We start from the raw sequence: 2,987 nt of genomic DNA, 5'->3' as shown, positions 1-2,987 counted from the left end.
TCATAGCACTTGGCGTTATCGAGGAGGTCATAAAGTTTCATGACACTGTTTTACAAGAAAACGTCTTCTATTCATAGTCACATAAGTCATCCTGTTTCCAGCTCCCCGGAATCCACTAAGAGCCTTTCCTTTACTAACTCTCAAAAAGAGAGTAAAAAATTAAGCGAGAGCTTATAAAAAGGCGCTCATCTGATACATGTCACAAGGAAAGTGTAATGAAATTCAAAAAGCTTAAAACATTAATATTTATTCCTTTGGTGATAATACATGTATCACCAAATTTATATGGCTATGAGCCATATCAGCATCAATTGATATCTAACAGCTCAATTAATTTATACAACAAATGCCAAAAAACCTTAGAAAGCGTTGGTACTATTAGTTCTGACGAAAGTGAACAGATAATAAATGCAAATTCTGGAGAAGATACCAGTATTAGTAAGGCCCCTTACAGAATTTTTAACTGGCATTTTTATAATTCATCAAAAGAAAGCGGGCAGGAATATTTCCCCATAAATCGATCCATGACAGGGTTATTACATTCTATTGAAAATACATTAAAAGCATCCTATGAGTTTGACCCTGTTGCTACTGGAAGTGGTTTGCATTTTATAGAAGATGTGACTGTTCCTGCTCACGTTATGCCTGTATTTCATGGGCCACTGGCTCCTCTCATTATGGGAGGAGCAGTTGGCCGATATGATTTTGGTTTGATTCATGATGAAATTGACAAGTGGGAAATAGATGTGGAAGAGCTAGAGTCATTCACCGACACTCTTTCAGAGAGCATAAATAACTGTGAGAGACTTTTCAGGGCAGAAATCAATATAATTTCAGTTAGTGGGAAAACTACTGAAATTGAATATGATATAAATGAGTCGCCACTGCTCTATTTTGTCGATCACACATCAAAACAGACAGAGATTTCATATAAAAAACTAATTCCAGGGTGTGACATTAGCTGGGAGTGGTTTTGGAACTTTGATTATGGACACGACTACTTTAATGGGTATCGATCCGAATGGGATGAATCAATGCCTGTTTCCTTTGGAGATGAAAGACAAATATCTGATGATTGTACAATGACGAATAATAATTATAATAGTTTTGTTTTTCAAAGGCACTTACAGGCAATAGTGTCAGGTGCCGCTTTCATAGCTCACTTAAAAAGCAAAGGCTCATTATAGGTTTCAGGGAGGTGGAATATACTCGGTTTTCCCGACTACCAATCTGCATCATGCCAAGCAAAAATAGTAACTGCTCAGAATTCGTAGGGAGTCAACACACAGGCATCAAAACTTTGTGTATTCGAGTCGGGCATAATCTCAACCCATGAAGCCGTCCAAAACCTCAGCACTTGAAACAGAAGTCAGCGAACTCAAAACCCTTGTCAGCAATCTGCTCAACAAGGTCAACAAGCTGACCTCTGAAAACACCGCCCTGCGTGAGGAAATCCGGCACCTGAAGAAACTCAAGGGGCAACCCAGGATTCGCCCGAATAAAAAGGCTACGCAAGACGGTAAAGACAACGAGGACAGCAAGCCAGCATCAGCTTCTGGCAACACGCCACCACCGAAGAGCAAACGACCTCGTCCTCAGCAGCCCGGTCGAACAGCCAAACCCTCCCCATCTTCCATTCGGGAGGAAGTTTGTCTGGCAGAAGATGTACAGGGTAGCTGGAAGAGTAAAGGTTACAAGGATTTTACCCAAGTTGATGTGAACCTGGAATTTACGACAACGCGCTACCGTCGCGAAGTTTGGCTCACTCCTGAAGGTCAGACTGTTATTGCGCCGCTACCCGCCCACGTCAAAGGACGCTTCGGAGATAACCTCACTGCCATGGTGCTGGATCTTTATCATTCCTGCAGTGTCACCCAGCCTTTGCTACTCGACTGGCTACATAGCCATGGTTGCCCAATCTCCGAAGGAAAGCTCAATGACTTGCTGATTCATGGACATGAGCAGTTCCATCAGGAGCGAGAAGATATCCTCGAAACAGGTATTGCCTGCTCCCGCGTGTTACTTGTAGACGACACAGGGGCTCGACACGATGGTAAAAACGGTTATTGTACGGTCATAGGCAATGAGACCTTTACCGTGTTTGCCTCCACCTCCAGCAAGAGCCGTGTTAATTTCCTGACCCTGCTTCAAGGGCAGCGTCGGTCACACGTGCTGAACCCTGTTGCAATCAGCTATATGAAACAGGTCGAGCTGGCCAACAAATGGGTTGATGTCTTGTCTGTCTACGGCGAAACTCACTTCCTGGATAAAGCGGCCTGGGAAGCTTTTCTGAATGATCATCAGCTGTTCCCCAAAGAGCAACGCCGTAAGGCAACGGAGGCGGTTCTCAAAGCGGGCCTGCTAAATAACGGCTTTCCTGAAGCAATGATCATCCACAGCGATGGTGCTCGACAGTTTGACACTGCGTTTGAACATTCCCTGTGTTGGTTCCATGCCAGCCGCCCTCTGGCAAAATTGATTCCTGCTAATAAACAGGAGCGAGCAGCCCGTGATTGGATGGAAAAGCAATACTGGCACTTATACGACGACATTGAGGCGTATTGCCTGAACCCGACAGCAGCTCGAAAGGCAGAAATTAAGCAAGACTTTAATCGCTGGGTGACGACGCAGGTTGATTTCCCCGACCTTTGTTATGTTCTGGGTAAGCTTTATAGGGCTCGGGAAGAGTTATTGCTGATACTGGAGTATCCGTGGTTACCTCTTCATAACAACCTGAGTGAGCGACAGATCAGGGAGTATGTAAAACGGCGAAAGATCAGCGGCGGTACCAGGAGCTCTCTTGGTCAGAGTTGTCGGGATACATTCGCAAGCCTGAAAAAAACGTGCAGGCTACATGCCGTGTCATTCTCCAGATATCTGAAGGATCGAATCTCCGGGACTGGAACTATTCCCCGGTTATCAGACATGGTGCGGGAAAAATCTGTTCAGCTCATGAACCGCTCTGCCTACGAATTTTGAGCAGTTAC

At 44.7% G+C, this 2,987-nt stretch carries 2 protein-coding genes; both read left to right on the top strand.

Annotation, left to right across the window (positions count from 1 at the left end):
* Nucleotides 1–215: 215 nt before the first annotated feature.
* The gene (locus ACR2PX_RS22415; protein ID WP_434001576.1) at nucleotides 216–1,187 is read left to right on the top strand and encodes a hypothetical protein; all 972 of its coding nucleotides are present in this window, start codon (nucleotides 216–218) and stop codon (nucleotides 1,185–1,187) included.
* A 145-nt stretch (nucleotides 1,188–1,332) separates the two neighbouring features.
* On the top strand, nucleotides 1,333–2,979 hold the full coding sequence (locus ACR2PX_RS22410; protein ID WP_434001575.1) for an IS66 family transposase: 1,647 nt from the start codon (nucleotides 1,333–1,335) through the stop codon (nucleotides 2,977–2,979).
* The last annotated feature ends 8 nt before the right edge of the window (nucleotides 2,980–2,987 follow it).

This window comes from Endozoicomonas sp. (genome assembly GCF_051008435.1).
In the GTDB taxonomy this organism is placed as follows: Bacteria; Pseudomonadota; Gammaproteobacteria; order Pseudomonadales; family Endozoicomonadaceae; genus Endozoicomonas_A.
The sequence above is the reverse complement of the archived record's forward strand: the minus strand, read 5'-3'. Positions and strand labels throughout refer to the sequence as shown.